Source organism: uncultured Maricaulis sp., from assembly GCF_963976135.1.
Lineage (GTDB): Bacteria > Pseudomonadota > Alphaproteobacteria > Caulobacterales > Maricaulaceae > Maricaulis.
Window position 1 is genome coordinate 26,053 of sequence record NZ_CAXBKN010000026.1, and the last position, 6,704, is coordinate 32,756.

Annotated in this window: 7 protein-coding genes; 3 read left to right on the forward strand and 4 right to left on the reverse strand. The window is 61.6% G+C overall.

Annotated elements, in window-relative coordinates; all coding sequences use genetic code 11:
- Positions 1–4: 4 nt before the first annotated feature.
- A complete protein-coding gene (leuS, locus tag AAC023_RS05455) occupies positions 5–2,602 on the reverse strand; it encodes a leucine--tRNA ligase (RefSeq protein ID WP_339738943.1) in 2,598 nt (865 codons plus the stop codon).
- Positions 2,603–2,640: 38 nt separating this feature from the next.
- Complete coding sequence (locus AAC023_RS05460) at positions 2,641–3,144, reverse strand: DUF3576 domain-containing protein (protein WP_339738945.1); 504 nt, start codon at positions 3,142–3,144, stop codon at positions 2,641–2,643.
- A gap of 267 nt (positions 3,145–3,411) precedes the next feature.
- Between AAC023_RS05460 and AAC023_RS05465 the strand changes: the two genes are divergently transcribed.
- Together AAC023_RS05465 and AAC023_RS05470 are read left to right on the forward strand one after the other, a co-directional pair.
- Positions 3,412–4,674, forward strand: a complete 1,263-nt coding sequence (locus AAC023_RS05465; protein WP_339738947.1) for a hypothetical protein — start codon at positions 3,412–3,414, stop codon at positions 4,672–4,674.
- 133 nt (positions 4,675–4,807) lie between these two features.
- Positions 4,808–5,257 carry an NtrZ family periplasmic regulatory protein gene (locus AAC023_RS05470; RefSeq protein ID WP_339738949.1) on the forward strand — a complete coding sequence of 150 codons (450 nt, stop codon included), beginning with the start codon at positions 4,808–4,810 and terminating at the stop codon, positions 5,255–5,257.
- Here AAC023_RS05470 and AAC023_RS05475 read toward each other — a convergent pair.
- Positions 5,254–5,874 (reverse strand): thiamine phosphate synthase, encoded by a 621-nt coding sequence (locus AAC023_RS05475; RefSeq protein WP_339738951.1) that lies wholly within the window; start codon positions 5,872–5,874, stop codon positions 5,254–5,256. The two genes, AAC023_RS05470 and AAC023_RS05475, sit on opposite strands and share 4 nt — an antisense overlap.
- Here AAC023_RS05475 and AAC023_RS05480 point away from each other — a divergent pair.
- Entirely contained in the window at positions 5,873–6,547 is a 675-nt protein-coding gene (locus tag AAC023_RS05480; protein ID WP_339738952.1) for a YggS family pyridoxal phosphate-dependent enzyme, read from the forward strand. The two genes, AAC023_RS05475 and AAC023_RS05480, sit on opposite strands and share 2 nt — an antisense overlap.
- Here AAC023_RS05480 and AAC023_RS05485 read toward each other — a convergent pair.
- A complete protein-coding gene (locus AAC023_RS05485; protein WP_339738956.1) occupies positions 6,544–6,690 on the reverse strand; it encodes a L,D-transpeptidase family protein in 147 nt (48 codons plus the stop codon). The genes AAC023_RS05480 and AAC023_RS05485 overlap by 4 nt on opposite strands.
- Positions 6,691–6,704 lie beyond the last annotated feature (14 nt).

The following is a 6,704-nucleotide window of genomic DNA, read 5'->3' on the forward strand; positions in this document are numbered from 1 at the left end:
GACTTTATCCCGCGACAATATTCACAATGCGACCAGGTACCACGATCACCTTGCGTATCGTAAGCCCTTCGAGCGAACGCGCCACCCCTTCTTCGGAGAGGGCCATCTGTTTGACGCTTTCCTGATCGAGATCCTTGGGAATTGAGATCTCCCCGCGCCGCTTTCCATTGACCTGGACCGGCAAGACGAGGTCGGTTTCGACCAGCAGGCTGAGATCGACTTCCGGCCATGGCGCATCGATCACCAGCCCTTCACCACCGAGCCTGTGCCAGCATTCTTCAGCCAGATGCGGAATGAAGGGTGAGATCAGGCGGGCCAGTATGCCCAGCGTTTCGGCCCGGGCTTCAATCATGCCGGCACCGCCGGCTTCCGCTTTGCGCAGGGCGTTCACCAGGTCATGTATCTGGGCCACGGCCGAGTTGAAGCGGAAGCCCTCGATCGCCTCAGTGACACCTTTGAGCGTCTTGTGGGCCGATTTCCGCAGCGCCAGGGCATCGCCCTCGGCGCCTGTTGCAACTGCCAGCGGACCCGGCGCGCCCTCGGGCAGCGAAATCATCACGGTCCAAAGGCGCTGGATAAAGCGCCAGACACCTTCCACGCCACTATCGGTATATTCGACATCGCGCTCCGGCGGCGAATCCGACAAGACAAACCAGCGCACGGCATCGGCGCCAAAATCTTCAACGAAAGCGTCCAGATCGACGACATTCTTCTTGGATTTCGACATTTTCTCGATACCGCCGATCGTCACCGGCTTGCCGGTGGCAATTTCCGTGGCGCTGTCATGCTTGCGATCAACCTCCTCGGGGGAGAGCCAGCGGCCATCACCCGATTTGAAGGTTTCATGCGTGACCATGCCCTGGGTGAACAGCCCGGCAAAGGGCTCCCCATTGTCCATGTTCAAGAGGTCGGTATCATTGAGCGCCCGCGTGAAAAAGCGCGCGTAGAGCAGGTGGAGAATCGCATGCTCGATCCCGCCGACATACTGGTCAACCGGCATCCAATGCTTGGCCTCGGCCGCATCAAACGGCTTGTCGTCGCATCCCGGTGAGGTGAAGCGCAGGAAATACCAGGATGAGCATACAAAGGTATCGAGCGTGTCCGTCTCGCGGCGCGCCGGCTTGCCGCAGGACGGGCATTCGGTGTGCTTCCAGGTCGGGTGACGTTCGAGCGGATTGCTCGGATGGTCGAAGGTGACGTCTTCCGGCAGAACAATGGGTAATTGGTCGGTGGGTACCGGGACGGCACCGCACGCGCTGCAATGGACGATAGGAATCGGGCAACCCCAATAGCGTTGCCGGGATACCAGCCAGTCGCGCAGGCGGTAGCTGGTCGCACCTTCACCCAGCTTGCGCGCTTCCAGTTCGGTGATCGCGCGGTCCAGGGCGTCCTCGGTGCTCATACCGTCCAGGAAGCGCGAATTGAAGATCGTGCCTGGACCGGTATAGGCCTCGTCCTCGACCTGGTAGTTCGCCGCATCCTCACCCGCCGGCAAGACGACGGGATTGACCGGGAGCTGGTATTTGCGCGCGAAATCCAGATCGCGTTGGTCGCCAGCCGGTGAGCCGAAAATTGCCCCAGTCCCGTAGGAGGAGAGGACAAAATTCGCTGCCCAGACCGGCAATTCCCATTCCGGATCAAACGGATGGCGCACGGTAATCCCCAGATCAACACCGCGCTTTGGAGCTTTCTCTATGTCCTCTGCCGTGGTCCCCATCCGCGCGCAATCGCGCATGAAGACATCGACTTCAGGATTGTCCTCGGCGATTTTGCGCACGATCGGATGATCCGGCGCCAGGGCCAGGAAACTGGCACCGAACAGGGTGTCCGGACGGGTGGTAAAGACATCAATCGTTGCACCGAACTCATCGGAGATTTCGGCTTCGGTCAGCGGAAAGCAGACGGTTGCGCCCCGCGAGCGGCCGATCCAGTTGGATTGCATCGTCCGGACTTTCTCCGGCCAGCGATCCAGAGTGTCGAGCGCATCGGTCAACTCGTCGGCATAGGCGGTGATCTTGAAGAACCATTGATCGAGCTCACGCTGGACGACGAGCGCCCCGGAGCGCCAGCCTCGGCCATCGATCACCTGTTCATTGGCCAAAACGGTCTGGTCGACCGGATCCCAATTGACCTTGGCGGTCTTGCGGTAAACCAGGTCTTTCTCGAAAAATTTCAGAAAAATGGCTTGCTGGTGCCTGTAATAGGATGGGTCGCAGGTCGCGAATTCCCGACTCCAGTCAAGCGCCAGGCCGAGGCGCTGCAATTGCCCCCGCATGACATCGATATTGGCGTGGGTCCATTTGCCTGGATGGACGCCGCGGTCGCGCGCTGCATTCTCGGCCGGCAGTCCAAACGCATCCCAGCCCATCGGGTGCAGGACATCAAAACCACGGGCGCGCTTATAGCGGGCAATGACGTCGCCCATGGTGTAATTGCGCGAATGCCCGACATGGATGCGTCCCGATGGATAGGGAAACATTTCAAGCACATAATATTTTGGCTTGCCGTTTTGAGCCTTGGGCCCGCCCGCAAGGAAGGAGTCACGCTCCGCCCAAGCCGCCTGCCATTTCGGCTCGGCTTCACGTGGATTGTATCGGCTCATATGCTTGGCTCGCAGCGTTTGACCGCGTACCCGGTGCCCTAATCTTCCAGACGTGCAATGCGCAGCTGGCGAGCTCGGGTCAGGATAGCGTTTTCAATTTCGTAGGAGGTTTGCGGATTGGTCTCGGCATCGATCCAGCCGCCAGTCTCTTCGCGAACCTGGCGGAAGACATTGACCGCCAATGCATCGGCACGCAGGCGCGTATCGAGAATATAGACGGTGAGCTTGAAGCGCTCGGTGGTCATTTGCGGATTGGCATACCAATCCGTGATGATGACACCGCCGAAGGGATCGACTTCAGCGAGCGGCATGAAGCTGATCGTGTCCAGGCTGGCGCGCCACAAATACCCGTTGACGCCGATGCCTTCTGGCTCGACCGGGCGATTGCTGCGCAGCGGGTTTGGCAGGCTCGGCAGCTGAAAACCGGATGAGCGCTGATCGGTTTGCGCTTCCGCAGCAGCGTCGCCGCCGCGAGTTGAACAGGCTGGGAGAAACAGGAGGGCGGCGAACAGGGCCGCACCAAGAATCCGGCTATCGGACATTTGCCGTAACTCCTTTAATGCAAGACGGCGAAAACACTTCCCATACACTCGAATCTTGCGAGCTCAGGCGTATCGGGAAGGTGTGTATAACACGCGATCTTTCTCGCGCCAGCGCCGAAAGGCACCCAAATGAGCGTGGCATGTGTGCAACATGTGGCAAGGAACGCCATCAACAAGGGTTGGTGGCGCTTGACCACAGCCTGTCTGTCGCATCCATTAACGGCGCGACGTCCGGGGGGACGGGGCCGAACGGCGGGGCCGCGAGGTATGAAACGGACTTTCAGCGCGATCCTTTTCGCCGCTTTGTCCGGATTGCTCGCGGGCCCGCCGGCTTTCTCTCAATCGGCACAATCTCAATCGACATTTGATGCGCTGGACGCAGACCTGCCCGAGCTCCGGATTGATCTGGGCGCTGTCTGGCTTGCAGGTTCAGATGCGGCCCCATCCAACGGATTTCTCTACGATATCGATGCCGAGCTGGTGATTGAAACCTTCACGGATGCCGGCCGGCGCTGGGGAATTGTCCTGGGCGGCCGTGTCGAACATGACACCGGACGACGTGGCTGGGGCGGACCTGTCGGCGATTGCCCGCCCGGGACTGCCGATTGCGCACAGGTCATGGTGGACGGTACGGTTCGCGCGGTTCGTGCGGGCAGTTCCGGCTTTCAGTCCGCTGTCTCGGAACCTGGCGACGGCACGCGGATCGCCGTGCAGTCGGGCTATGGATTTCTCGATATTGGCTGGGGCGAGCTACGGGCCGGTTATGGCGCCGGGGCTGCGGACCTCGATCCTGAGCGGGGGCCGACGGCCTTCCGCCTGAGCCGTGCTGATGGTGGCCGCGTCGACTTGACCGGGCTGAGCGGCGCGCGGACCCGCAATCTGAGTTCCGGAAGCGCGCCTAAAATCGTGTTCCGTTCAATTGCCATTGGACAATCATCCAGTGTCGGTTCGGTCCGCATTGCCTCATCCTTCACGCCGCGTGTCCGCGATTGCGGGGTTGACCATTGTGCCTGGGGGGCTGGCCCAGCTGGTCTGGTGAGCCCTGTTTTCGACAATGTCTGGGAAATGGGTGTGCGTTACGAAATATTGCGCGGCGAGAATGAATTTGCTTTCAGCCTGGGCCTCAGCGAGGGCTCCGAGACGAGTGGCGTCTCCGGGTTCGCCGGGTTGAGCACGCAGGATGCCGGCTTCCGCTGGACCCGTGGCCCGGTCAGTGCCGGCGCGCGCTGGCTGCTGTCGAACAATGGTCTCGCTGCGGATGGAGCCTATCAGGCCTGGTCGGTCTCGGCAGCCTATGAACAGGGGGCCTGGCTGACGGCGCTGGAACTGGCGCGGTTCAGTGATGATCTGGTGCATGTCGATGGTCAAACGCTGCAATTGAGCGCTTCGCGTCTGATTGGCGAGCGCTGGGTCTTTGGCGGCGGCATCCAGTCTGCCAGCCGGGATGAGCCGGTCATCACCCCGTCCGGGCGGCGGCAAAACCGGCTCAGCGGCATCGCGATTTTCGCAGAGCTCGGCTGGCAGTTTTGACATATCCGCCACAGCTGGACGGATTTTTTGGTGGTGTCAGTAGAATCCGCTTGGGGAGTCCGGGAGCAATGGTTAGTTTGATGGATCAAGGGAGTGTGGTTCCATGTCCAAGTGGGGAAATTGCCGGGCCTTAATGGTCAAGACTGTGATCGCTGGTTCGATCGCAACGGCAATGCTCGGCCTGGCGCCGGCCGCCCTGGCACAGGACGCCGAGCCGACGGTCATTGAGACCGGGGTCCAGCTTCAGTCGACGGCAACCGATGCGCTAGGTGTCGAGACGCCTTGGTATGAAGCTTTCACGCTTTCGATGAATGAGCACATGTTGCCTGGTCTCGACCTGGAAAATACTGTCGACTGGGAATCCCCGGGCGGCCGCTGGGGCGTGCGGGTCGGCATCCAGGATGGCCCCGACGTCCGCAGTGATGTCAATGATCTCAGCGCCGGCGCCTTCATCAATCTCGGCGACCGTTTCCGTCTCGGTGGCCAGGTTCGCCTGATCTCTCCGGATGATCCGATGTTTCGTATGATGGAAAGCGATGCGCGTCAGCCCGAGATCAAGTTTGAATCGGCGCTGCGCTTCTAGTCTCCGGACAGGGCGCCGACGCAGCCAAATCCAGCAAATCCCAATCCGATCAAGCGACGGCCCGTGCGTGTATTGACGCCGCCGAGTGGATAGACCGCCATCTTGGTCCCGCGCGCCAGCGCTGCCGCGGCATGAATTCCGTGCGGACGGCCCGCCGTTGCGCTGCGGCTGGCAAATAGGGTTGAATGAAAGACGCCGTCAATTCCGGCCCGCGCGGCGCGCATGCAGGCTGCGCCGGAATGGACCGAGGCGGTGAAGGGACGGCTATCGCCGCGCATTCGCCGCGCCCAGGCCTGTCCCAATTCTCGCTCCGGCCAGTGGATGCCATGGGCCCCGATCCGGTCCGCCAGCTCGCAGTCGCTCGAGACGAAGAGTTGCAGGCCACCCTGCCGGGCAATCTCAACCAGTGTCGACCCGACCTGAAACCGTTCGGGCGCGCCGAAATGGCGATAGATCAGACCGCTCCCCGGCGCGAGCTGGCTGGCGAAGGCCAGCGGGTCGGGCGTTCTGACCGGGTCGGTCAGGGCAAACAGGGCTGGCAAATCCGAAGGCAAGCTGCCGCGAACCCGCTGCGCCAGTCTTGCCAAGCCGCGCTGTGCATCATATGGCCGCATCATGAACACGTCTCCGGATATCGCGGCACGCCGCACTCACTTGCTCGCACAGCTCGGCGCGGCTGCGCAACAGGCCGGACGCAATCCCGCCGATATCACCCTGGTCGCAGTCTCGAAACGGCAGACTGACGAAGCCATCGCGGCTGCGCTGGATGCAGGGCAACGCGTCTTTGGGGAAAACCGTGTCCAGGAGGCGTTCGAGCATTGGGCCGAGCGCCGGACGCGCTTTGCCGACCTCGAACTGCGCCTGATCGGTCCCCTTCAGAGCAATAAGGCCCAGGATGCGGTTGAATTGTTTGATGTCATCGAAACCCTCGACCGGGACAAGCTGGCCATCGCCCTGCGCAAGGCCATGAAGGTGGCCGGCCGGACTCCGCGTCTGCTGGTCCAGGTCAATACCGGTGAAGAGGCGCAGAAGGCCGGTATCGCGCCAGCCGAGCTATCGCCCTTTCTCACCCGGATGAGCACCGAGCATGGCTTGCAGATCGACGGGCTGATGTGCATTCCGCCGGCCGCCGAACCTGCAGGTCTGCATTTCGCCCTTCTAGCCAAACTGGCGCGCGAAAACGGGTTGAAAGAACTATCGATGGGCATGAGCGCGGATTTTGAAACCGCAATCGCGCTGGGGGCGAGCTCGGTGCGCATCGGCACAGCCTTTTTCGGGCCGCGCGACTAGGGCTCGATTACGAGGTAATCGCCGGGCTTTGCCGTTGTCAGCAGCTCAATGACATCGGCCGGATCAAGGGCGATACAGCCCTCGGTCGGCTCATAATCGCCGCGCCTGCAATGCAGGAAGATCGCCGAGCCGGCGCCGGGCACCGGCGGGTCGTCAT

Coding starts and splice junctions, on each gene's coding strand:
- leuS (WP_339738943.1), bottom strand. CDS start 2,602: ATGAGCCGATACAATCCACGTGAAGCCGAGCCGAAATGGCAGGCGGCT.
- AAC023_RS05475 (WP_339738951.1), bottom strand. CDS start 5,874: ATGATGCGGCCATATGATGCACAGCGCGGCTTGGCAAGACTGGCGCAG.
- AAC023_RS05470 (WP_339738949.1), top strand. CDS start 4,808: ATGGTCAAGACTGTGATCGCTGGTTCGATCGCAACGGCAATGCTCGGC.
- AAC023_RS05460 (WP_339738945.1), bottom strand. CDS start 3,144: ATGTCCGATAGCCGGATTCTTGGTGCGGCCCTGTTCGCCGCCCTCCTG.
- AAC023_RS05480 (WP_339738952.1), top strand. CDS start 5,873: ATGAACACGTCTCCGGATATCGCGGCACGCCGCACTCACTTGCTCGCA.
- AAC023_RS05465 (WP_339738947.1), top strand. CDS start 3,412: ATGAAACGGACTTTCAGCGCGATCCTTTTCGCCGCTTTGTCCGGATTG.